Annotated in this window: 25 protein-coding genes; 2 read left to right on the plus strand and 23 right to left on the minus strand. The window is 71.2% G+C overall.

What is annotated here, in order from left to right:
• Positions 1-137: 137 nt before the first annotated feature.
• From LIV37_RS08625 to LIV37_RS08640, 4 genes are all read right to left on the minus strand, one after another.
• On the minus strand, positions 138-1301 hold the full coding sequence (locus tag LIV37_RS08625; RefSeq protein ID WP_020866719.1) for a pyridoxal phosphate-dependent aminotransferase: 1164 nt from the start codon (positions 1299-1301) through the stop codon (positions 138-140).
• Positions 1298-1747 (minus strand): ATP-binding protein, encoded by a 450-nt coding sequence (locus tag LIV37_RS08630; protein ID WP_020866720.1) that lies wholly within the window; start codon positions 1745-1747, stop codon positions 1298-1300. The genes LIV37_RS08625 and LIV37_RS08630 overlap by 4 nt, the downstream gene beginning before the upstream one ends.
• 147 nt (positions 1748-1894) lie before the next feature.
• The gene (locus tag LIV37_RS08635; protein WP_020866721.1) at positions 1895-2608 is read right to left on the minus strand and encodes a GntR family transcriptional regulator; all 714 of its coding nucleotides are present in this window, start codon (positions 2606-2608) and stop codon (positions 1895-1897) included.
• Positions 2609-2691: 83 nt separating this feature from the next.
• A complete protein-coding gene (locus LIV37_RS08640) occupies positions 2692-3609 on the minus strand; it encodes an MBL fold metallo-hydrolase (RefSeq protein ID WP_020866722.1) in 918 nt (305 codons plus the stop codon).
• Positions 3610-3709: 100 nt separating this feature from the next.
• On the opposite strand from LIV37_RS08640, the gene LIV37_RS08645 reads away from it, so the two are divergent.
• Complete coding sequence (locus LIV37_RS08645) at positions 3710-4573, plus strand: AraC family transcriptional regulator (RefSeq protein ID WP_020866723.1); 864 nt, start codon at positions 3710-3712, stop codon at positions 4571-4573.
• Here the strand turns inward: LIV37_RS08645 and LIV37_RS08650 are convergent.
• From LIV37_RS08650 to LIV37_RS08740, 19 genes are all read right to left on the minus strand, one after another.
• Positions 4557-5792, minus strand: a complete 1236-nt coding sequence (locus tag LIV37_RS08650; RefSeq protein WP_020866724.1) for an SGNH/GDSL hydrolase family protein — start codon at positions 5790-5792, stop codon at positions 4557-4559. The genes LIV37_RS08645 and LIV37_RS08650 overlap by 17 nt on opposite strands.
• 153 nt (positions 5793-5945) lie before the next feature.
• Positions 5946-6983, minus strand: a complete 1038-nt coding sequence (locus LIV37_RS08655; protein ID WP_020866725.1) for an MBL fold metallo-hydrolase — start codon at positions 6981-6983, stop codon at positions 5946-5948.
• On the minus strand, positions 6980-8512 hold the full coding sequence (locus LIV37_RS08660) for a class I adenylate-forming enzyme family protein (protein ID WP_020866726.1): 1533 nt from the start codon (positions 8510-8512) through the stop codon (positions 6980-6982). Before LIV37_RS08660 ends, LIV37_RS08655 begins: the two co-directional genes overlap by 4 nt.
• Positions 8513-8565: 53 nt before the next feature.
• Positions 8566-8886 carry an EthD family reductase gene (locus LIV37_RS08665; protein ID WP_121826156.1) on the minus strand — a complete coding sequence of 107 codons (321 nt, stop codon included), beginning with the start codon at positions 8884-8886 and terminating at the stop codon, positions 8566-8568.
• Positions 8887-8912: 26 nt separating this feature from the next.
• Positions 8913-9290, minus strand: coding sequence for a hypothetical protein (locus LIV37_RS08670; protein WP_020866728.1), 378 nt, complete (start codon positions 9288-9290; stop codon positions 8913-8915).
• Positions 9287-9673 (minus strand): nuclear transport factor 2 family protein, encoded by a 387-nt coding sequence (locus LIV37_RS08675; protein WP_121825679.1) that lies wholly within the window; start codon positions 9671-9673, stop codon positions 9287-9289. Before LIV37_RS08675 ends, LIV37_RS08670 begins: the two co-directional genes overlap by 4 nt.
• Positions 9674-9876: 203 nt before the next feature.
• Positions 9877-10500 carry a TetR/AcrR family transcriptional regulator gene (locus LIV37_RS08680; protein WP_020866730.1) on the minus strand — a complete coding sequence of 208 codons (624 nt, stop codon included), beginning with the start codon at positions 10498-10500 and terminating at the stop codon, positions 9877-9879.
• A gap of 90 nt (positions 10501-10590) precedes the next feature.
• Positions 10591-11739, minus strand: a complete 1149-nt coding sequence (locus LIV37_RS08685) for an acetyl-CoA C-acetyltransferase (RefSeq protein WP_020866731.1) — start codon at positions 11737-11739, stop codon at positions 10591-10593.
• 18 nt (positions 11740-11757) lie between these two features.
• On the minus strand, positions 11758-12558 hold the full coding sequence (locus LIV37_RS08690) for an enoyl-CoA hydratase/isomerase family protein (protein ID WP_243146379.1): 801 nt from the start codon (positions 12556-12558) through the stop codon (positions 11758-11760).
• Positions 12555-13334 (minus strand): SDR family NAD(P)-dependent oxidoreductase, encoded by a 780-nt coding sequence (locus LIV37_RS08695; protein ID WP_020866733.1) that lies wholly within the window; start codon positions 13332-13334, stop codon positions 12555-12557. The genes LIV37_RS08690 and LIV37_RS08695 overlap by 4 nt, the downstream gene beginning before the upstream one ends.
• A complete protein-coding gene (locus tag LIV37_RS08700) occupies positions 13331-14107 on the minus strand; it encodes an SDR family oxidoreductase (protein WP_020866734.1) in 777 nt (258 codons plus the stop codon). The genes LIV37_RS08695 and LIV37_RS08700 overlap by 4 nt, the downstream gene beginning before the upstream one ends.
• Positions 14104-15336 (minus strand): acyl-CoA dehydrogenase family protein, encoded by a 1233-nt coding sequence (locus LIV37_RS08705; RefSeq protein ID WP_020866735.1) that lies wholly within the window; start codon positions 15334-15336, stop codon positions 14104-14106. Before LIV37_RS08705 ends, LIV37_RS08700 begins: the two co-directional genes overlap by 4 nt.
• 37 nt (positions 15337-15373) lie before the next feature.
• Positions 15374-16348 carry a phosphotransferase family protein gene (locus LIV37_RS08710; RefSeq protein ID WP_020866736.1) on the minus strand — a complete coding sequence of 325 codons (975 nt, stop codon included), beginning with the start codon at positions 16346-16348 and terminating at the stop codon, positions 15374-15376.
• On the minus strand, positions 16345-17547 hold the full coding sequence (locus LIV37_RS08715) for an acyl-CoA dehydrogenase family protein (protein ID WP_020866737.1): 1203 nt from the start codon (positions 17545-17547) through the stop codon (positions 16345-16347). Before LIV37_RS08715 ends, LIV37_RS08710 begins: the two co-directional genes overlap by 4 nt.
• Positions 17548-17600: 53 nt before the next feature.
• The gene (locus LIV37_RS08720; protein ID WP_020866738.1) at positions 17601-18746 is read right to left on the minus strand and encodes a thiolase family protein; all 1146 of its coding nucleotides are present in this window, start codon (positions 18744-18746) and stop codon (positions 17601-17603) included.
• Entirely contained in the window at positions 18743-19060 is a 318-nt protein-coding gene (locus tag LIV37_RS08725; RefSeq protein WP_243146378.1) for a Zn-ribbon domain-containing OB-fold protein, read from the minus strand. The genes LIV37_RS08720 and LIV37_RS08725 overlap by 4 nt, the downstream gene beginning before the upstream one ends.
• Positions 19061-19131: 71 nt before the next feature.
• Positions 19132-19920 (minus strand): enoyl-CoA hydratase/isomerase family protein, encoded by a 789-nt coding sequence (locus LIV37_RS08730; protein ID WP_020866740.1) that lies wholly within the window; start codon positions 19918-19920, stop codon positions 19132-19134.
• 94 nt (positions 19921-20014) lie between these two features.
• Complete coding sequence (locus LIV37_RS08735; protein ID WP_020866741.1) at positions 20015-21178, minus strand: acyl-CoA dehydrogenase family protein; 1164 nt, start codon at positions 21176-21178, stop codon at positions 20015-20017.
• 49 nt (positions 21179-21227) lie between these two features.
• On the minus strand, positions 21228-21593 hold the full coding sequence (locus LIV37_RS08740) for a Rossmann-fold NAD(P)-binding domain-containing protein (protein ID WP_020866742.1): 366 nt from the start codon (positions 21591-21593) through the stop codon (positions 21228-21230).
• 95 nt (positions 21594-21688) lie between these two features.
• Between LIV37_RS08740 and LIV37_RS08745 the strand changes: the two genes are divergently transcribed.
• Positions 21689-22729, plus strand: coding sequence for an NAD(P)-dependent alcohol dehydrogenase (locus LIV37_RS08745; protein WP_020866743.1), 1041 nt, complete (start codon positions 21689-21691; stop codon positions 22727-22729).
• Positions 22730-22812: the final 83 nt, after the last annotated feature.

Consider the following 22812-nt stretch of genomic DNA (forward strand, 5'->3'; position numbering starts at 1 on the left):
CGTGCCACCCCTCCGGCAGTTGCGATGACCATAAGGCAGATCTGAGATCTCAGCAATGGGTACGTAAGATCCTTACTCCCGGTCCCTGTTGCCCGCGCGACACCTCGCCGTACCGCGTGCGTCGGCTTCCGTTCCCGCTATTCCACGACGGGCGGGCGGGCCGCCACGCCGCCCCCGCTCCCCCGGCTCAACTCCCCGAGCCGCCGCCCCACTTCCTCGAGGTCGGCGGCGGATCCCCCGTACACCATGCGGACGTGTGTGTCCGGCCCCGCGAAGGCGTCTCCCGCGATGGCCGTCAGGCCGTGATCCAGCAGCAGCCGCTCCAACCGGCGGCCACGGAATCCGAGCGGGGCACAGTCGACGAAGACGAAAACGCCGGCGTCGGGGCGTACCGAGGCGAGACCGGCACGCTCCAGTCCGCCGCGGAGAATGTCACGCCGGGCCCGCATGGTGGCGAACTCTTGTTCGATCCAGTGTTGTGGACCGGTCATGACGGCACGCGCCGCGGCCTGGGCCACGTCGCCGACGTTGATGGCGTCCCATTCGAAGGCATGGTGTATCGGCTCCAGCAGGTGGGCGGGAGCGTGCACATATCCGACCCGCCAGCTGGTGAAGGCGTAGTTCTTACTGAGGCTGGTCACGGTGACCAGGTCCGGATGGTGATCGCGCAGCAGCATTTGCGGCACATAGCCGGGCCCGTCCCATACATACCGCTCGTAGGACTCGTCGGAGAAGACGGTCAGACCATGGCGCGCGGCGATGGCCAGGAGCTGACGCAGCCGCTCCCGGCCGGGCACATAGCCGGTCGGATTGTTGGGGTTGCAGATCAGCAGCGCCCGGGTGGCGGGAGTGACCGCGGCCTCCACAGCCGCCGGGACATGGTCCCAGCCGCGGCTCTCGTCGGACGGTACGTACACCGGGCGGGCACCCGCCAGGCGGATCATGCCGTCGAAGAAGTAGCTCGGAGCGGGGACCACGACTTCGTCGCCCGGTGACAGCAGGGCCCTCAGCGCCACGCTCATCCCGTGCTGGGCGCCATGGGTGATCAGCAGTTCGCGCCCCGGGTCCACCGCGAGCCCGTACGCGGCCCCGAGACGCGAGGCGATCGCCTGGCGGAGCTCTCCGGAACCGCGACTGCTCCGGGGGAACACCTCGCCCGCGGCGGTCCGCACCGCCTCCACGACGTGTTCCGGCATGGGCAGCGTCGGCACGCCGCGGAAGGGGACCATGGCCGCCCGGCCCGGCGGTGCCGTCCGGGCACGGTCGGCGAGTTCAAGGGCCGGCAGACGTTCCAGCTTCATCGGATTCCCTTCACGGATCTTGGTACGCCGGGCAGCCGGGCCCAGACGGTCTTGCCGTCGGGATGCCGTTCGGCCGTGAGGCTCCCGCCGAATTCGGTGAGCAGTGCGGCGACGATCGCCGTCCCGCGGCCATGGGTGGCCTCCGGGGAGGCGGCTGTCGGCCTCGGAACGTCGCGGGAGTTGTCGCGGACACCGAGTTCCAGCGTTCCGTCCTCGCCGATCCTGAGGATGACGACGATGCTCGGCGTACACACGCCGGCGTGATGCACGGCGTTGGTCACCAGCTCCGAGGCGATGAGGCCAACGCCGTGGACCAGTTCGCCGCCCTCGGGGATTCCCCACTCGAGGAGGGTCTCCACCAGGGCACTCCGGACCACGGGCACGTCGGCGGCGGAAGGCGGCAGGGAGAATGTCCGGTCGGCCCGGCAGAGCGCTGTGGTGTTCATAGTGATCATCTCGATGCGGCAGAAGGCGGGAGACTGAGATTCCACCCCCCATCTAGGATCTTAGATGTTCTCTACTGAGATCTTACACCTGCTCGGAAAATCGCTTCAACCCCCCGGGGAACGCGAAATGCGTCCGGCCCTCCGAGGTCAGGTGACGCTGATGCTGACCTCGGCGAGCGACGCATGGGACACGAGCTGGTCGATGATCTGTTCCTGGGCGGTCCGCGTCCTGGCGCCCATGGCCGCACGGGCCGCGGCCGGATCACGGGCCCGGATGGCGTCGAGGATCTCCCGCCGCTGATGCGCGGCAGGTTCCGAGAAGGGCAGGGACTTCAGCGTGATCCGCAGGACTCGCTCCAGCTCGTCGAAGACCCGGATGACCGCCTGCGCCAGCATGTCATTGCCGCACCGGTTGGCGATGATCGCGTCGAACTCGAGATTGGCGCGGAGGAACGCGTCGAGACTGGCCGGGTCCCCCGTCTCGTACGTGACCGACAGGAGCTCCGCCATCCGGGCGAGATCGCGCTCGGGGCAGCCGAGCTCCGCCGCGAGACCCGCCGCCTCGACCTCCAGCAGCCGACGGAAGGCACAGAGATCACGGGTCCCCTTGAGGGTGACCGGCAGGATGCGGTAACCCGAGCGGGGCAGCGCCTGCACCAGACCGTCCCTCTGCAGCCGGGTCAGAGCCTCCCGGGCGGGCATCGTACTGGCACCGGCCCGGCGCGCGAGGGTCGACTTGGTGACATGAGCGCCAGGCTCCAGTTCGAGTTCGATGATCTGGCGCTTGATGGTGGCGTATGCGCGCTCGGTGGCGCTGAGGCTCGGATGGTCTTCACCCAGGATGGCCGGCAAATACTTCACATGCCCATCCTAGCGCAATTGCGATCTCACACCTCCCCATCCGAGATCTCAGTCCGCTGGCCAAAGACCCGCCGCCACGCGGATCAGAGCGGCGACCCCATTGCCCATGGACCCAGGGTGAACCCGCCGCCTCCCGGCCGGACCTCCACGGCGCCCGCGGCACCGGCGAAATGCGCGGGAACGAGCAACTCCCGCTGATCGGCCGCACGTTGGAGGATGCGCAGGCGGCTCGCCACCGCTTGTTCCGAGTCCAGGCAGGCGTTGCTGTTGCAGCAGGGCCGGAGGATCTGCACGGGGCTGTGCAGCAGGTCTCCGACGAAGACGGCCCGGTCGCCGCCGGAGGCGAGCCGCAGCACGGACGAGCCGGGGGTGTGACCGGGCGCGGACTCCAGGGTGAGGTGCTCGTCGATGCGGTGGGAACCGTCCCACCGCACGGCCTGTCCGGCCCGGTGGATGGGCGCGACGCTGTCCTCGTAGATCAGTCGGCCGTCCGCCTGCGAGTCGTTGCCGTATCCGCCGTCCGGGCCGAAGTGGAAGTCGTCGGCGGCCGGGATGAGGTACTGGGCGTTGGGGAACGCCGGTATCCACTCCCCGTCCGCCTCGACGGTGTTCCCGCCGACATGGTCGATGTGCAGGTGGGTGTTGACGACGACGTCGACGTCCCGCGGGCCGACACCGGCCTTCGCCAGGCCGCCGAGAAGATCGCCCTGCCAGTGGTGGAACGGCGGCGAGCCCGGCCGTTCGCGCCCCTTGCCCACTCCGGTGTCGACGAGGACGGTCCGCCCGCCGCTGCGCAGCACCCAGGTCTGCAGCGCGATCACCACCCGGTCGGTATCCGGCTCCCAGTGGTCCGGCGCCAGCCAGCCCGCATTGTCCTTCCACACCTCGCCTGCGGTCTCCGCGACCAGGCCGGAGACGGGCACGAACGGGCCCTGCCATTCCACGACCCGGATGACCTCGACATCGCCCAGCACGAGGCGGTGCACACTCTCGTTCGTCATGCGCTCGACCCTAGGAAGGCCATAAGAGCCTCTCAATGCGCGTCCAGCTCACTAGGATACGCATCCGTCTCATCTCTCATACGGCGGATACCCTGCATGGATGGATGTGGTGAGCGACGCGATCTCCGCCATGCGTCTGGGGCAGCCCTCGTCCCACCGGTTGCGGGTGGACGGCGGTGGGCGCACACGGCTCGACCCGTTCGGCGGCGCGGGCTTTCACGTGGTGCTCAAGGGCGGTTGCCGGCTGCTGCCCGACGGCGGTGACCCGGTGTCCCTCGGCGTGGGTGACGCGGTGCTGCTCCCCCATGGCACAGGCCATGTGCTCGCCGAGTCCCCGGCCGAGACGGAGCTCCTCTGCGGCCAGTACCTGCTGGACTGCAGCCGCATCCACCCGCTTCTCGCGGAGATGCCCCGGGTCGTCCACCTTCCCAGCCGCGTGGGCGACCACCTCGAACTGCGCGCCGCGATCGACCTGCTCGCCGGTGAACTGGACGAACGCAGGCCCGGTTCCTGCATCGCGCTGCCGAACCTGCTCGACCTGCTCCTCGTCTACATGATCCGCTCCTGGATGACCGAGGCCACCAGCGGAGCCTGGCCCCGCGTCCTGGGTGATCCGGTGACGGCCGCCGCGCTGCGGGCGCTGCACTCGGATCCGGCCGCCCCGTGGACCACCGAGCGCCTGGCCGCGGAGGTGGACGTCTCCCGGCCCACTCTGGCGCGCCGGTTCAGCACCCTGGTAGGGCGCCCTCCGATGGCGTACCTCACGTGGTGGCGCATCATTCTCACCGCCACCCTACTCCGGGACACTTCGGACACTCTGGCCTCCATCGCCGGCCGAGTCGGCTACGGCAGCCCGTACGCACTCTCACACGCCTTCCAGCGGGAGTTCGGTACCACCCCGGGCCGGTACCGCAAGGCCACGGCCCGGGGTGGCGAGGGGCAGGGGGTCAGCGGCCGCAGTTGAGGGCGCGGAGGGAGATGGCGTCGCTCATCACGCGCATACCGGTGTCATTGGGGTGGAGGTGGTCGCCGCCGTCGTAGGCGGGGAGCATTCGGGTGGGCGCCGCGGGGTCCCTGACGGCCTCGTCGAAATCGACGACCGCGTCGAACTCGCCGCTGGTGCGGATGAAGGCGTTGACCTGTTGGCGGACCGTCTCGTCGGCGGGCTCGTACTCCCGCCAGCCCTCGTACGGCATGACGGTCGCCCCCACCACGCACACGCCACGCGCATGGGACCTGGCGATGATCTGCCGGTAGCCGGCGATGAGGTCGTCGGCCGTGGGGCCGGGCGTTGCCTTGATGTCGTTGATGCCCTCCAGCAGGATCGTCGTGCGCACTCCGGCCTGGGAGAGCACATCCCGGTCGAGTCGCTTCAGCGCGCTCTCGGCCGAGCCGTCGGCGAGGATCTTGTTGCCGGAGATTCCCTCGTTGGCGACGCCCTTGAGCCGGGAGCGGGGGTCGGCGAGCAGCCGGCCGGCGAGGAGGTCCGGCCAGCGGCGGTTGGTGTCCTGAGTGGAGGCGGAGCCGTCGGTGATCGAGTCGCCGAAGGCGACGACGGCGCCGGTGCGGGGCCGGGGCCGCACGACGGCCGCGTCCAGGTAGTACCAGGAGGTGATCTGCTGGGTGTAGGCGGTGGGACCCTCCTCCGCGGCGTGGTCGCCGGCCGGTGCGACGTATTGGGTCGCACGGGCCCCCTTGTGGCCGGTCGCGAGCGTGCCCGCACTGCGCACGTAGAGGCTGATGGCGAGGTCCGACTGGGGCCGGACGCGGCCCGGCAGCGGATCGCTGTACACGACGCCGCCCGCCGGTACGGTCACCGACGACGCGCCGCGGAAGGTCAGCCGTCCGTTGCTGCCGGGCACGACCGCCGCCCCGGACTCGCGTACCCCGGCGTAGGCGTGGCCGAAGGTCACCGGCTGGTCGCCGTAGGCGTTGGAGAGCCGGATGCGCAGGTCCCGGCCGCCGACGCTGGTGTGGACGACGAATCGGTAGGTCAGGTCCTGGGTGGCGGTTCCCGCCGGGTAGGCGCTGGAGGCCCAGGTGACGACGGAGGAGCGGGGGGCGGGGGGCGTCGCGGGCTGGGCGGCGTAGGACTCGGTTCCGGTGGCCACCAAGGCCCCGAGGGCGGCGGCGGTCGCGGCCAGGAGGCCGAAGGCGCGTGCGGATAAGCCCGGTCTCTGCATGATGCGGCCTTTCCTTCTCGACGGTTCAGTGATCGGATGAATTGATACGCAATTCCGACCCGGCTGTCGAGAGAGAACGCCAAACTGCCCGGGATTAGCCGCTCGTCACCTCATGGTCATCGGATCTATTCAATGGACGTATGTACGGCGTCGTCATCGCACGCGCGTGTACCGGTACACACCGCCGTCGTGGGCCGCCGTCACCTGCCCCCGCAGCACGAGGACATCCAGGTGCGCGGCCGTCTCATGGACCGCGAGCATCTGGTTGAAGTCGGTCAGCTCCCCGAACGGCACTGCCCGGCGCGTCCATGCGAGCTTCCGCGCCACCGCGTGGGCGTCGAGCGTGTCCTCGCCCAGCGCGGCCAGACTCCTGGCCAGCCGGTCGTCGTGGTGGGCGAGCAGTTCGGCGACCCGGGTGTGGGCGGAGTCGGCGACCGGTCCGTGGGCGGGCAGCAGGCTGGCGTCGGCGTAGCGGGTCATCAGCCGCAGCGAGTCCAGGTAGTCGGCGAGCGGGTGGCCGCCCGGCTCGGCGAGTTCGAAGCCGATGGACGGGGTGATGTGCGGCAGGACATGGTCCCCGGAGAACAGCAGTCCCCGCTGTTCGTCCAGGAAGACCACATGCCCCTTGGTGTGCCCGGGAGTGGGCACGACCCGCAGTTCGCGGTCGCCGAAGCGCAGGGCTCCGGCCCGCAGCCAGCGATCGGGGGCCTCCCATACGCTCGGGTCGTAGCCGCCGTGGTCCATCGCCTCGATGCGGTCGGCGAGTTCCCCGGCGCCCGCCGCGCGCAGGGTCCGCAGCGAGCCGACGGGCTGGTCGCTGCGCAGCCGGTCGAGCATCTCCAGGCCCGGGCGCTCGCCCGCGCCGAGGTAGACCCGCGAGCCGAGCAGCCGGCGCAGCTCCACCGCCTGGGTGTAGTGGTCGCGGTGGATGTGGGTGACCAGGATGTGGCTGATGTCGGTGAGGTCGCGGTCGATGGCGGCCAGGGCCTCCTCGAGCGCCTTGCGCGCCTCGGGGATCGCCCAGCCTCCGTCGATCATGACGATGCCACTGTCGGCCAGATCCTCCAGGAGGTAGACGTTCACGGCGTGCAGGCCGTCGTTGGGGAGCGGCAGCGGCACACGGTGCACTCCGGGCCGTACGGTCTGGATTCCGGCCTCCGCCCAGGGAGCCTGGTCGAACCGTGCCGTCATGATCCTCCTTCACGGGTGTGCAGCCGGACGGCCAGGTCCCGGGCCCCGCCCCGGTCGAGCTTGCCGACCTTCGTCTGGGGCAGCTCCTCGACGTCGTAGACGTACTCGGGCCACTTGGTCTTGGACAGCCCGACGCTCTCCAAGTGGCCGGTCATCTCGCCCAGTTCGATGTCGCCGCCGTCCTCGGCGACGACGAGCAGCGCCACGCGTTCGCCGAGGACATCGTCGGGGACCGGCGCGACACAAGCTCTGGCCACGCGTGGATGGCTGGCGACCGCGCGCTCTATCTCGGTGATGTCGATGTTGCGGCCGCCGCGGATGATGATGTCCTTCTCACGGCCCATGATGGTGAGGGTGCCGTCCTCGTGGACCATCAGCAGGTCGCCGGTGGGCAGGTAGCCGTCCTCCGTCAGCGCCGGTGGATCGGTTCTGCCCTCGCGGGCGTATCCGAGGAAGAGCGAAGGGCCGCGGACCTGCGCCCGGCCGGTCACGCCCGGACCGGCCACCTCGCCATCGGGGGTGAGCGCTCGCACGTCCGTGCCCGGGAAGGGGCGGCCGTCCCTGCCGAGCCGGATCTCCTCGGGGTCGTCGGGGCTCGGCGAGGTGTGGCCCAGACACTCGGACATGCCGAAGACGCGGAGGATCTTCGTGCCCAGCGACCGCTCGGCCCGGGCCAGTGCGCCGCGGTCCATGGGGCCGCCGCCCACGGTGATCGACCGGACGCCCCGGAGGATGCCGGAACCGGCCGCTTCCGCGCCCATCTGCAACGCCATGGTCGGTACGCACATGGTCCAGCGGACACCGGCGTCGGCCATCCGCCGCAGCGCGACCGCCCGGTTCCACTTGCCCGTGAGGACGAGCGGCCCGCGCAGCAGAAGGGAGAGATACGCCCCGAAGCAGTACGCCGCGGTGGACGACAGCGGCACGATCGCGGCGACGGCGTCACCCGGCGCCAGGCCGTTGGCGGCGATGGTACTCGTGGCGGCGTACCGCAGGGCCCGCTCGGACTGTACGACGCCCTTGGGCCGCCCGGTGGAACCGGAGGTCAGGCCGATGAGGACGCCGTCCGACCACCGCGACACCTCGCGCCGGTGGGGTGCCGACCGGCAGGTCCAGCCGTCGAGGACGGTCCGCGCCGGGCCGGGGAGCCGGGTGCGTACCTCCCACTCGTCCATCGCCGAGGGCTCGGCGACGACGGCGTCGGGGCGGATGTCCTCCCACGCGGCGGCGAACTCGACGGGGGTGGTGTGCCGATTGACCACCGCGAGGACCCCGCCCCGCAGGCCCACGGCGAGGGTGGCGGCGATGGTACGCCATGAGTTGTCGGCCTGGACCAGGACGGTGCCCACCGACCCGCCGCCCGCCGGTCCGTCCGGCGGCGCGTCGGGCGCGTCGGCGGACAGCGCCTCTGCCAGCCGTACGGCCTCCTCGAGCAGTTCCCTGGCCGTATGGCTGCCGGTGTCGTCGATCACGGCGATGAAGTCGGCTTCGTCCGCCTGCTGCTGGAACTCCCGCACTACCTGTCGCATCTGGCCCCTCGTCGCCCTGTGCCTACGCCGTCCACCCGGATGACCGGGAATCCTCAGGCGGTGAACATCTCCGCCTCGTGCCCCATGACCGCGATCCGGCGGCCCTTCATGTCGCCGACCTGGGCGACGGCATCGGCCCACTCGGCGCTCGCGAGGGCCTTGCTCAGGTCCTCGGGCGAGTCGAAGCCGAGCACGGACATCCCGTCCCAGCCTTCGGAGCGCGGCTCCAGGGCGGCGTCGATCTCGGTGTGCCGCCACGAGCGCAGCCCGGGCAGCCGGCGGGTCAGCTCCGCGTGGTCGCCGCGCCACCAGGTGATGAACCGCTCGTGGGTCCACTCCGGTGGCCGGGCCGCCAGCAGGACGAGGTTGTACATGACGGTGTTCTCCATGGGGTCGGGGGTCAGGTGAAGCGGATCTCGGACGAGCGCCCGATCAGCAGGCGCCGCAACCGGCCGTCGCCGTTCACCTGTCCGGCGGCGACGAAGCTGGCCTCGGGGACGCCCGCGCGTCGCACCTCGCCCAGGAAGAGCTCGTCCTGGCCGAGGGTGGTCGCCGACAGCAGATGGTGGGTGCGGGTGCCCTTCTCGCGCTGTTCGAGGTAGCCCACCAGGGCGGCACGGTCCCCGGCGAAGTCGGTGGCGTTGCCGTCGCCGGTGGAGAACAGGATGGAGAGCGAGAAGTCGTCGCTGATCAGGTCGAGGATACGGGACGGCTCGTCGCCGTCGAGGATCTCGAACCACGCGGTGAGGAAGGGGGCCGTGGCCGGGTTGTCCGTCATGCCCGGCCCCCGTCGCCCTGTCCGGTGTCCTGCCGGACCCAGTCGACCAGCTCGAACGAGGTGGTGAAGAAGGACTGGTAGCGCGACAGGAGCCCGCCGGGCGAGATCACCGCGGCGGAGAGGAAGGAGCCGGTGTACCGCCCGCCCTCCGTCACCACCCCGTACACGGTCTCGACGTCGCCGTCCCGGCTGTGGCGCAGGATCTCATGCGACCGGTCCTTGGGATTCCGGCCGGCGATGTAAGCGGCGAAGTCCTCCCTGGATTCGCCGGTGGCCTCACTGCCCGGCAGGGCGATGAGGAAGCGGAAGTCGGGTTCGAGCAGGTCCAGCGTCCGTTCCGGATGGTCGCTGTCCATACTGGCCATATACGTGCGCAACGTCATGACTGCGCCCTTTCGATTGGTGGCCGAGCGCTCCCGGGGACCCGGGGCCGCCACGACGACCCTCAGATCAACCTGAGTTCAGTTCAATTCAAGTTGGATGCTAATCCCGGGGAAACACAGCTGACAAGAGCCTGTACGAAACACGAAACGGCCCCCGGCGGATGTCCGCCGGGGGCCGGAAGCGGCAAGGGCCGCTCAGGGGGTCACGTGGCGACCATGCGCACGCAGGCACCCTCGATCAGTTCACTGACCTCTGACAGCGGCGTCGGCCCCGAGGGCCGGTACCACCGCCAGACGCTGACGATCAGGCCGAGCACGCCCGAGCCCAGCAGTTGCGCGTCCCGGAGCGGGAAAGCGCCCATGGACATGCCCCGGACCAGCAGATTCGTCCAGTTCCGCTCGACGAGCTGGACCAGCTTGCGGGCCTCGACGCGCTCGGCCTCCTCCCGCTTGGACTTGCGCGTGCCGGAGAGCAGATCCATGTGGTTGTGCAGGATCCGCATCTGCAGGACCTCTTGGTCCGAGACGTCGTAGGCCGCGCGGACGGCCGCCCGGAGCGCCTCCGTCGGCTCCTCGACGCCCTCCGTCGCCTCCATGAACTTGTCGTGGGAGCGCTGGAGCTCCAGCCGCATGATGGTCAGCAGGCAGTGCGTCTTGGACTCGAAGTAGTGGTACAGCGCCGTCTGCCCGATGCCGACCCGCTCCGCCACGGTGGACCACTTGGTGGCCTCGAACCCTGTCTCGCCGAAGCAGTCGACGGCGGCCGCCAGGATGGCGGCGCGCTTGGACCTCGGTCCCGCTTCCGGTTCAACGATTCTCGTCGCCATGCCTCGTCTCCTGGCTGCAGCCCACCGTGTCCGTACCCGAGAGTAGCCCCAAGCTGAACTCAGTTGCCAATCGACGTGAACAGGCCGAGGTCAAAGGCGCTCCAGCACGGTCGCATTCGCCATGCCGCCGCCCTCGCACATCGTCTGCAGACCGTAGCGCCCCTGGGTCCTGTGCAGTTGGTGGACGAGCGTGGTCATGAGCCGGGCGCCGGTGGCGCCGAGCGGATGTCCGAGCGCGATGGCGCCGCCGAAGGCGTTGACCCGCTCCGGGGCGACGCCGATCTCCTTCTGCCAGGCCAGGACGACGGAGGCGAACGCCTCGTTGATCTCCACCAGATCGATGTCGTCGATCGACAGCCCGGCCCGGTCCAGGACCTTCTCGGTGGCGGGGATCGGACCGGTCAGCATGTGGATCGGATCGGAGCCGACGACGGCCATGGTGTGCACGCGCGCGAGCGGGGTCAGGCCGTGGCGGCGCACCGCCTCCTCGGAGGCGATCAGCAGGGCGGCGGCTCCGTCGGAGATCTGGCTGGAGACCGCGGCGGTCAGCCGGCCGTCCTCGGTGAGGGTCTTCAGCCCGGCCATCTTCTCGAGGGTGGTATCGGCGCGCGGGCCCTCGTCGGCGGTGAGTCCGAAGGCCGGGGTGATCTCCTCGTCGAAGGCGCCGTCGGCCTGGGCGGCGAGGGCGCGCTGATGGCTGGTGAGCGCGAATTCCTCCATGTCCGCCCGGGAGACGCCCCACTTCTCGGCGATCAGTTCGGCCCCGCGGAACTGGGAGACCTCCTGGTCCCCGAAGTGCTCGCGCCAGCCGTCCCCCGCGTACGGGCTGCCCATACCGGCCTGTTCGCCGACGGTCATGGGGCTGGCGATGGGCACCAGGCTCATCACCTCCACCCCGCCGGCGACCACCAGATCGGCGGCCCCGGAGCCGACCGCCTGGGCGGCGAAGTGCACGGCCTGCTGGGAGGAGCCGCACTGGCGGTCGATGGTGGTGCCGGGGACGTGCTCCGGCAGCCCGGCCGACAGCCATGCGGTACGTGCGACGTTTCCGGTCTGCGCGCCGATCTGGCTGACGCAGCCGAAGTACACGTCGTCGACGGCGCCCGGGTCGGCCCCGGCGCGCTCCAGCAGGGCTCGCAGCGCATGGGCGCCGAGATCGGCGGGGTGCACGCCGCTGAGCGCGCCCTTGCGGCGGCCGACGGGGGTACGGACGGCTCCGACGATGAATGCTTCCGACACGATGGGGCTCCAGGGGTTTCAGGGGGAGTCAGGTGCTGGGGCGGCACGGGTGAAGTCGGGCGCCCGCTTGGCCAGGAAGGCGGCGACGCCCTCACGGCCGGCGGCGGAGGCGGCCGCGGCGGCGATCGCACGGGCCTCGCGGTCCAGGTGCGTGGCGAGGCCGTCGGTCTGCCCGGCGGCGACGAGACGGCGGGTGGCGCCGAAGGCGGCGGTGGGCCCGTCGCGCAGCGCCTCGGCCATACGCAGCGCCTCGGCGGCCAGCCGGTCGGCGGGGACGACCCGGCTCACCAGTCCGATGGTCTCCGCTTCCGCCGCCGCGATACGGCGGTTGGTCAGCAGCAGGTCCATGGCCCGCTTGGGACCGACCAGCCGGGGCAGGAACCAGCTCACTCCGGCGTCCGGTGAGTAGCCGATCCGGGTATACGCGGTGGTGAACGAGGCGTTGTCGGCGGCCAGGGTCATATCGGCGGACGCGGCCAGGCCGATGCCCGCACCGGCGACGGCTCCCTGCACGGCGGCCACCACGGGCGCGTCGCCCGCCGCGAACGTGCGCAGCGCGTCGTGGAGCGCGCCGGTCACCGCGATGAGGTGCCGCTCCAGCGGCTCTCCGGAGAGCCGGGAGAACTCCCCGAGATCGCCACCCACGCAGAAGGACTTCCCCTCGCCGGTCAGCAGCACGGCCCGGACGGACTCGGTGGCGCAGGCCCGCGCCGCGTGCAGCAGTCCGCGTGCCATGTCCAGGCCGATGGCGTTGCCCGCCGCGCCCCGGCGCAGGGTGACACGGGCCAGACCGTCGTCGATCTCGATGCCGACGCTCATCGCGCGGTCCATCCGCCGTCGACGGTCAGGACCTGGCCGGTGCAGTACGAGGAGGCGTCCGAGGCGAGGAACAGCAGTGCGCCGTCCAGTTCATGGGCCCCACCGCCGCGCCGCAGCAGGGTGTTGCGCTCGACCCAGCGGCTGGAGCGCTCGTCGCCGAAGAGGTCCGCGGTCATCTCGGTGCGAAACCAGCCCGGGGCGAGCGCGTTGACGCGGGTTCCGCTCGCGCCCCACTGCCCGGCCAGCTCCCGGGTCAGCCCGATCAGCCCGGCCTTGGACGCCGCGTAGCTCGCGCCGCCCAGCGGGGCGGCGGTGACCAGGCCGAGGATGGAGGAGACGTTGATGACGCTCCGGGGCGGGTCGCCGTCCACGGCGGGGGCCTCCGCCACCAGGCGTGCCAGGTGGAAGGGGGCGGTGAGGTTGACGCCGAGGACGTCGTCGAAGGCGTCCGGTGATTCGTCCTCGGCGCGGGTCTCCCCGGATGTGGCCGCGTTGTTGACCAGGATGTCGACGCGGCCGGTGGCGCTCAGCGCCGTCCCGGCCAGCCGCGCGCGGTCGGCGGCGAGGGAGACGTCGCAGGCGACCGGGTGGATGCGGGTGTCGGAGTCGGCGAGTTCGTTCAGTTTGTCGATCCGCCGGGCGGCGGCGAACACGGTGGCCCCGGCCTGTGCGAGGACGGTGGCGAAGCGTGCGCCGAGCCCCGCGGAGGCGCCGGTGACCAGGGCCGTCCTGCCCCGGAGCGAGAACAGCTCGGCGGCGGGTCCAGGCACACTCATCCCTCCACCCCGATCGGCAGGGCGGTCGCGCCGCCGTCGAGCACCAGGGTCTGGCCGGTCATCCAGGAGGAGGCGTCGGTGGCCAGGAACAGCGCCGCGTGTGCCACGTCCTCGACCGTGCCGAGGCGCCGCAGTGGCAGCTTGGCGGTGAGGATCGGCTCGCGGACCTCCCACACCGCCCGTGCCAGCTCCGTCTTGATCAGTCCGGGGGCGATGGCGTTGACGCGGGCGCGCGGCCCGAGTTCGTAGGCGAGTTGCCGGGTCATGTGCAGCATGGCGGCCTTGGTGGCGTTGTAGTAGCCGATGTGCGGATCGACGACGAGCCCGCCGACGGAGGCGATGTTGACCACCGCTCCCCCGTGCTCGGCCATCCAGGCCCGCCAGGCGCACCGGGTCCAAGCGATCATGCCGTACTGGTTGACCCGGGCGGTCTTCTCCGCGCGCGGCAGGTCCAGATCCAGCAGATCGCCGTGGTACGGGTTGGTCGCCGCGTTGTTGACGAGGACGTCGAGGCGGCCGAGGCGGGCCATGGTCTCCTCGACGCACCGCTCGGCCTGGTCCGGTTCACCGGCGTTCGCCACCACCGTGTGCACAGCGCCGTCGCCCTTGACGCGCAGCAACTCCTCGCGCGCCTCGGCCAGTCCGGCCGGTTTACGGGCCGCGATCACCACATGGGCACCGGCCGCCCGGTAGGCGGTGGCGATGCCGAGGCCGATGCCGCGGGATCCGCCGGTGATGACGGCCACCTTGCCGTCGAGGCTGCTGGCGCTCACGCCGCCCCCGTCTCCGAGTCGGTCTTCTTCTTGTATTTCGCGAGTTCCTGGCGGGCCACCGTCCGCAGATGTACTTCGTCGGGGCCGTCGGCGATCTGCAGCGCCCGTGTGATGGCGTACAGCCGGGCCAGTACGGTGTCGTCGCTGACCCCCGCCGCGCCGTGCGCCTGCACCGCCCGGTCGACCACCTTGTGGGCGACCTCCAGTGCCGCGACCTTGATGGCGGCGACCTCCATGCGGGCGGCGGCGTTGCCCACCGTGTCCATCAGCCAGGCCGACTTGAAGACGAGGAGACGCAGCTGCTCGATCTCGATGCGGCTGCGGGCGATCCACTCCCGGACCACTCCCTGGTCGGCCAACGGCCCGCCGAAGGCGGTGCGTTCGGTGACGCGTTCGCACATCAGCCGCAGGGCGCGCTCGGCGAAACCCACGGCGCGCATCGCGTAGTGCATCCGTCCGGGACCGAGCCGGCCCTGGGCGAGCGCGAAGCCCTCGCCCTCGCCGCCGAGGATGTTCTCCGCCGGCACGCGGACGTTCTCGAAGAGCACGTCACCGTGTCCGAGCCGGTCGGTGTAGCCGAACATCGGCAGGTCGCGCAGGACCGTGACGCCCGGGGTGTCCCGGGGGACGAGCAGCATGGACTGCTGCCGGTAGGTGGGCGCATCCGGGTCGGTCTTGCCCATCAGGATGATCAGCTTGCAGTCGGGGTCGAGGATCCCGGAGGTGTACCACTTGCGGCCGTTGACGACGTAGCTGTCGCCGTCGCGGGTGATGCGGGTGCGGATGTTGCGGGCGTCGGAGCTCGCCACCTCCGGCTCGGTCATGGCGAAGCATGAGCGGATCGACGCGTCGAGCAGGGGGCGCAGCCAGCGTTCCTGCTGCTCGGAGGTGCCGTACAGCGCGAGCAGCTCCATGTTGCCGGTGTCGGGCGCCGAGCAGTTGAACACCTCGGGGCCGATGATGGAACGGCCCGCCAGCTCCATGAGCGGCGCGTATTCGAGGTTGCTGAGCCCCGCGCCCCAGTCTCCGTGCGCCATGAAGAGGTTCCACAGGCCCTCGGCGCGGGCCTTCTCCTTCAGCTCGGCCATCACCGGCGGCAGGGCGTGCGGGTCGTCCCCTTCGGCCAGCTGCCGGTCGTACGTCGCCTCCGCGGGGAAGACGTGCTCGTCCATGAACGACCGCATGCGGTCCTGGAGTTCACTCGCCCGTGGCGAGTATCCGAAATCCACGAGTGCTCCTGTTCGGTGGGGGCGTACCGCTGCCGGGTCAGCCGAGGATGTCGCGTGCGGTGCGGATCATCGCGGCGATGGTGGGTGGCAGGCGTTCCTGGTCCGGGTCGTGGTGTTTGCCCTCGCGGTGGCGACGCAGGTTGTGGCCCATGATCGCGGCCATCTTCATGCGGCCGAGCGCCCGGAACCAGTCCATCGCGGGCAGCGCGGGCCGCCCGTCGAGGTAGGCGTCCAGCAGTTCGGCCTCACCGGGCAGGCCGGGCACCGGGTGTCCCAGCCGGGGGAAGTTGTGGTGGTCGGCGAAGAGCAGGAACCACCCCAGGTCGATGCGCGGGTCGCCGACGCTCCAGATCTCCCAGTCGACAACGGCCACGGCTCGCTCGCCCACGCACAGCACATTGCCGAGCCGGAAGTCCCCGTGCAGCAGCACCGGTGGGAGGCCGCGGGGTACGCCGTCGGCGAGACGCGCCAGCAACTCCTCTCCACCGGGCCGCAGTTCGGGGGGTACGGCACGCAGGGTGCGGCTCCATCGCTCCAGCTCGCCGGCGGCGTCCAACGGTGCGGGCGCGTCGAGCCCGGGTGTGTGCACATCGGTGCCGTGCAGTCGCCGCAGGACGGAGGCGATCTCCAGCATCCGGGCGCGGGCCGTCGCGGGGTCCAGCTCGTGGTCGTCCAGTACCGGCTCGACTGCCTCCCCGGCCGCGAAGTCCATGACGAACCACGCGGGTTGGGTCTCGTCGACGGCCAGGACGCCCGGTACCGGCACCGCGGACCCGGCCAGGGCGCCCAGCACCCGTGCCTGGCGCAGGACGTCGTTGCGTCCGACGGGCCGCTGTCCCGGTGGCACGGCCTTGACGACATACCGGGCGTCCCCGGCCGCGACCTGGTACGTCAGCCCGGAGTGGCCACCCGGCAGCACCTCCAACTCGCCGATGGCCGCGCCCGGGTGGTGGCGGGCGAGCCGGTCGCGGACCCGCGCGGCCAGCTCCGGTACCTCGGTGGCCATGCTCATCGGACGGGCTCCTTGGGCAGGCCGAGGACGCGTTCGGCGAGGATGGTGCGCTGGATCTCGTCGGTGCCACCCGCGATGCTGTAGCCGGGGGCGCCCAGCAGGTGCTCCGTCCAGGCGTAGGTGCCCCACTCCCCCGTGTCCGCCACGAGGCGCGGCCCCAGCAGCTCGGACACCAGGTCGCTGGTGCGCCGCATGGTCTCGGTGGCGTACAGCTTGCCGACCGACGCCTCCGCGCCGGGCTCACGCCCGGCGACGAGGGCGGCGGTCACCCGCAGTCCCATGAGCCGCTGGACGAGGGTGCGGATGTGCAGGTCGGCGGCCCGCTGCTGTTCGCCGCCGGTGAGGGGGCGCGACAGGTGCCCGGCCAGGTCCAGCGCACGGTCGGCGTTGTCCAGGCCGAGGCTGCCGGAGTCGAGCCGTTCGGCGGCCAGCACGCTGAGCGTGACCCGCCACCCCTGGCCGACCGGCCCGAGCCGGTCGGTGTCGGGCACCCGCACACCATCGAGGTAGACCTCGTTGAAGCTGGTGCCACCGGTCATCTGCCGGATGGGCCGTACGGTCACGCCCGGCGCGTCCATGCGCACCAGGAAAACGGTGATGCCGGCGTGCTTGCGGACGTCCGGATCGGTACGGCACACCGCGACGCCCCAGGTCGCCACGCGGGCCCCGGAGGTCCACACCTTGTGCCCGGTCAGCACCCAGCCCTCGCCCTCGCGCACCGCTCTGGTGCGCACCGCGGCGAGGTCGGAGCCCGCCTCGGTCTCCGAGAACAGCTGGCAGGCCAGCTCATCGGTGCGCAGCATGGGCAGGAGCCAGCGGCGCTTCTGTTCCTCGGTGCCCCACAGGCCGATCGCGGGGGCGACGAGCGCTTGCGTCACGGGGAAGATCTCGGGACGGTGCGGTACGTCGAAGGCCGCCTCCTCACCGCGGTAGAGCTGCTCGTAGTACGCGGGCAGGTCTCGTCCGCCGTACTCCTGCGGCCAGTTGATCGCGGACCAGCCCTGGTCGTAGCGGGTGCGTTCCCACTCCTGGACGCGGGCGGTGTGCTCGCGCTCCTGCTCCTCGGTCCAGTTCTCGAACACGGCGACGGAGTCGGAGCCACTGCCCCACTCCCCGTCGGCGGCGCGGGGCCGGGCCACGCCGGCGAGCCACCTCCGGGCCTCGGCGCGGAACTCATCGGGTTCCGGGATACCGCTCATCTCTTCCTCCACCTCCGATCGGGGGCCGTTCAACGGGACGTTCGGCGGGACTTTCAACGGGACAGGACCGTGCAGGCGCTCACGCCGGGCGCGCCGTACACATGCGTGAAGCCGATCCTGGGACGGTCCGGGACCTGGCGTTCGCCGGCCCGGCCGCGCAGTTGCTGGACGACCTCGTAGACCTGGCGCAGTCCCGAGGCGCCGATGGGCTCGCCGTTGGCGATGCAGCCGCCGTCGGTGTTGACCGGCAGTGTCCCGCCGATCCCGGTGGCACCGGAGGCGATCAGCCGTTCCTGCTCGCCGTCCTCGCAGAACCCGCACTCGGCCATGTGCATGACCTCGGCACCGCTCTCGGTGTCCTGCAGCTGACAGACGTCGATATCGCCGGGGCCGAGCCCCGCCTCCTCGAAGGCGGCGGCCGAGGCGTCACGGCTGACGCTGGTCAGTGTGCCCCCGGGAATCCACGGGCTGAACACCTCGAACGATCCGAAGCGCCGGGTGCGTACGGCCGCCGAGCGCAGGGTGACCGGCGTGCCGTCCATCGCGCCGGCGGCCTCGGGCGAGCAGAGGACCAGCGCCACCGCGCCCGCTCCCGGGGAGCAGAACATGTAGCGGGTCAGCGGATCGCTGACCATGCCGGACTCCAGGACCTCCTCGGCGGACAGCGGTTCGCGCCGCCATGCCTCGGGGGTCAGGGCGCCGTTGCGGTACGCCTTCTCGGCGACCAGGGCGAGGGTCCGCGGGGTGATGCCGTGGTCGTGCATATAGCGCTGGATCTTCATGCCGAAGAACTGGGTGGTCACCATCAGCCCGTCGCTGCCGTACTCCGCTCCCAGGCCCCAGTCCTCGGGCCTCGGGTCGAAGGCGCCGCGCGGGTGTTTGTCGAAGCCGACGGCGAGGACGACGTCCGCCATGCCGGAGCGGATCGCGTTCACGGCGGAGACCAGCGCGCTGCCACCGGTGGCGCAGCCGTTCTTGACATTGACGAACGGCAGCCCGGTCAGGCCGAGTTGGGCCACCAGGGTGTCCGCGAGACCCGCGCTGTCGCTGCCGCCGAAGGCGGCCCGCACCCGCGACCACGCGATCCCGGCGTCCGCCAGCGCGGCGTTCACGGCGGCGACGGCCAGCTGCCGGCCGGTCGTCTCCGACCGGCCGAACGGGGTGCGCCCCGCGCCGCAGATCAGCACATCGGTGCTCAAGAGCCCTCCTCGCTCAGGGGTGTGGGCCTGGCCCGGGGCACCCCGGGACCGGCGGTCACGGAGAGAGGCATGCCGATGCGGATCTCGTCGAGGTCGTCGACGTCGAGGACGGCGGCCACCCGCACGCCCTCCGCCAGTTCGACGTAGCCGAGCGCGAACGGCTCGAAGCCTCCGGGCGGGACCTGGTAGGGCGGCGACTTGGGGGCGTACCGCTGCACCGTCCAGGTCCACAGCGTGCCCGTGCCCTGGAGGGCCGCCGGATCGGCCGGCCCTCCGCAGCGCGGGCACGTGTCGTCCGCGGGATACACCGTCACCGAGCAACCCGGGCAACGTGCGCCCTGGAGCCCGCCGGCGGCCGGGCTCCGCGGATCCGTGGTCATCCGGATCAGCGCCCCTGCCACTTGGGTTCACGCTTCTCCAGGAACGCCGACACGCCCTCGTTGGCGTCCTCGGAGTTGAGCGCCACGCCCACGGCGAGGTGCTCCATCACCATCAGCGACTGGGTGTCGGCGTCCAGGCTGCGGTCGATCGTCATCTTCGTGAGCCACATCGTGAAGGGGCTCTTGTCGGCGAGGTGGCTGATGAACTCCTCGACCGTCGCGTCCAGCTCATCGGCCGGGGCCGACTTGTTGATCAGGCCGAACTCGGCGGCCTCGACGCCGGACAGGAGCTTGCCGGTGAGCATCAGCTCCTTGGTCTTGCGGATGCCGATCATGCGCGGCACCCGGTAGATCGGGCCGGCCCCGCCGAACAGCGCGCGACGGATGTGAAAGTCACCGATCTTCGCGTCGTCGGCGGAGATGGCGAAGTCGCAGGAGATCATGATCTCGAAGCCGCCGGCGGTGACATGGCCCTCCAGGACCGCGACCGAGGGGGTCTTCATCGAGTACAGGCGGTCGCACACCTTCGCGGACTTCACCGCGACGTCGATGGCGTTCGACTTGCCGACGTACTCGGCCTTCAGGCTGTCGAGGTCGAACCCCGAGCAGAACGTGCCGCCACGGCCGCGCACCACCAGGACCCGAAGCTCGGGGTCCTCGTCCACCTCGGTGATGATCTCGTCGAGCCGGTCCAGGATCGGCACGGTGACGCAGTTCTTCTTCCAAGGACGGTTGAGCCACACCCGGGCGACGTGTCCGTCGCGCTCGAACTGGATCTCTTCTTCCGTTGTCATCCCTCACCCCTTCGAAACTGAACTGAATTCATTACAACTTTGATTCCAGAGCCGCACGGTGTCAAGCCCTTGATCGAGACATACCTATTCGGGTTCAGGCAGCGGGGCGGATGGTGAGGCCGACGAGCCCGGCGAGCCGGGTCCGGTGCTGGTCCGCCGTGCCGAACAGGACCTCGGCGCCGCGCGCCCGGCGTACGTACAGATGAGCCGGGTGCTCCCAGGTGAAGCCGATACCGCCGTGCAGCTGGACATACTCGGCCGTCGCCAGGCGGAAGGTCTCGGAGCAGACCACGGCGGCGGCGCAGGCGGCCACCGGCAGCTGCGGTGAGGCGATGGCGGCGCAGGCGGTCGCGTACGCGGACCCCGAGCGCGCCGCCTCCAGCGCCACCAGCACATCGGCCAGCCGGTGCTTGACGGCCTGGAAGGACCCGATGGGGCGGCCGAACTGGTGGCGCTGGACCACGAAGGCGACGGTGGCCTCCAGCGCGTACCCGCTGCCGCCGACCTGTTCGGCCGCCAGCGCTGCCCGCCCGATGTCCAGCGTGGCCGAAACCGTACCCTCGGCCTCCTCCGCCGTGCCCACGGCAGTGCCCGGGGCACCCTCGAACTCCACCAGCGCCTGGCGCCGCGTCTCGTCCAGGACACGGCGCGGAGTCCGCCGGCAGGTGCCGGGGGCGGGCTCACAGGCGAAGAGCCGAGGCCCGGCGGGCGTTCCGGCCCGTACCAGGAGCAGATCCGCACAGGCCCCGTCGAGCACGAAGTCCGCCCGGCCGCGCAGCACCCAGCCGTTGCCCCCCTGTTCCGCGGTGACACCGGGCCCGCCAGGCCCACCGGGCGCATCGGGGCCGAACCCGGCCACGGTGGCGGTGAGCGTGCCGTCGGCGATCCGCGGCAGGTAGCGCTCGCATGCCGCACGGTCACCGCTGAACAGCAGGGCGTGTGCGGCCAGGACCACCGTGGGCAGCAGCGGCGCGCAGTACAGGGCGCGCCCGGCTTCCTCCAGGGCCACCGCCAGCTCGGCGAAGGTGAAGCCCGACCCGCCGTACTCCTCCGGAATGGCCAGGCCGTGGACGCCGATCTCGCCCGCGAGCCGCGCCCAGAGCGCCGCGTCGTATCCGCGCGGGGTGGCCAGATGCTTGCACACCTCCTCGACACCACTCGCCTCGGTGTAGAGGTCCCGCAGGACGGTGCGCAGTTGCCGCTGTTCGTCCGTTTCGGACAGCAGCTGGGGGTCGATCTCGGGGTGGCGAGGGTGCATGGGATCTCCATCGTGCCCGTACGACGGGCGAGGAATCAGAGAATTGAACTCAATTCATGACCGTAGGCATAGGGCTCCGGACAGGCAAGACCATCCAGCGCCAGGATCGGGGCGGACCCGGATCGGGGCCGGCCCCGGCGGGCCGCATGACCCGCACCGCGGCGCGCAGCACATGGAAGGTTCCGTCCAGGTTCACGCGCGGGACCCGCCGCCAGGAGGCGCCTTCGAGGGAGTCGGTCAGCTCGACCGAGCGACCCTCGACGGCCGCGTCCGCGATGCGCCGTTTCGCCTCGGGATCGCCGACCCCTTCCATGGCCGGCTGCCGAGCGACCGCCGCGCCCACGCCGGAACCGGCTCCCGCCACCATCGCGACACTGTCGGCGAAACCGCCCATCCGGACGTCTTCACGCGTCACGCCGAACCTCCTTCATTGCCCTGGGCATCTATTGAACTGACTTCACCTCTGTTACCGTGGCAGTCGCGGCGCTGACAAGACCCGGGACGGTGAAGATGAGGGCACTGCGGCTGACGGACTGGGGCGGGGCCCCGGCACTGGTCGAGGTCGAGCGACCCGTCCCTCACGGCGCCGAGGTGCTGGTGCGGGTCGAAGCCGCCGGGCTGTGCCGCTCCGATCTGCACGTCATCGACGCTCCTCCGAGAGCGCTCCCCTACCGGCTGCCGTTCACCCTCGGCCACGAGGTCGCCGGGCAGATCGCGGCCCTGGGGCCCGATGCCGACGGGGTGGAGGCAGGTGACCGCGCGGTGCTCTACGGGCCATGGGGCTGTGGCTCCTGCGCCCGGTGCGCCGCGGGCTCCGACAACTACTGCGACCGGCGGGACACTCTCGGCTGGCACGGGGCCGGACTGGGCCGGGACGGCGGAATGGCCGAGTATCTCCTCGTCCCCTCCGCCCGCCATCTGGTGCCGATCGGCGATCTGCCGGCCGACCAGGCCGCCCCGCTCTCCGATGCGGGCCTGACGTCCTACCACGCCGTGGCCGGGCTCCGGCACGCACTCGACGAGGGCACCACCGCCGTCGTCATCGGTGTCGGCGGGCTCGGCCACCTGGCCGTCCAGGCCCTCCGCGCGACCACCGCGAGCCGTGTACTGGCGGTGGACGTCCGGGAGGACGCCCTGGCTCTCGCGGACCGCTCCGGCGCGGACTTCGGCACCCTGATGCGACCGGACACCGCCCGCGTGCTGAGGGCACGCAGCGGTGGCGTGGGAGCGGACGCCGTATTCGACTTCGTCGGCGCCCCACAGACGCTGGAACTCGCGACCAGTGTCCTGCGCCCCGGCGGCGAACTCGCCATCGTCGGAAGCGGAGGCGGCAGCCTGACCGTGTCCAAGCCGGGGGTCCTGCCGCCCGGCTTCCGACTCTCGCTGCCCTTCTGGGGAACGCGCCAGGAACTGGCCGCGGTCGTCGCGCTGGCACATTCGGGGGCGCTTCACGTCGAGACGGAGCGCTTCCCGCTGTCCGCCGCTCCGGAGGCGATCGACCGGCTTCGCCGGGGCCGGGCGCGGGGCCGGACCGTGCTCGTACCGGACTGATCACCTTCGCGGTGGCCTGATGGCTCCGGCTCATGGACGCGGGGCTCACGGGCGCGCGGGCGTATGGGCGCGCGGGCTCACGG

The organism is Streptomyces rapamycinicus NRRL 5491 (assembly GCF_024298965.1).
GTDB classification, from domain to species: domain Bacteria; phylum Actinomycetota; class Actinomycetes; order Streptomycetales; family Streptomycetaceae; genus Streptomyces; species Streptomyces rapamycinicus.